The following is a 215-nucleotide window of genomic DNA, read 5'->3' on the forward strand; positions in this document are numbered from 1 at the left end:
AGGGTTAGGGAGAGGTAAGTTTTTAAACATTTTCTCTCATCCCTCTTGCGAAGCAGTGTTTTTCATCCCAGAGGGAAAGAGCGCTTAAATAATCTTACTTTTTCTTCCGTTTCGCACGCTTCTTGGCTTGTTCAGCTGCCAAGGCATCTAAAGCTTCTTTCAATTCTTCATCAGTAAAGGCTGTAAGGTTATGAAGCATTTGCAGCTTTACTTCA

Source organism: Acinetobacter sp. UBA3132, assembly GCF_002364825.1.
Classification (GTDB): Bacteria; Pseudomonadota; Gammaproteobacteria; order Pseudomonadales; family Moraxellaceae; genus Acinetobacter; species Acinetobacter schindleri.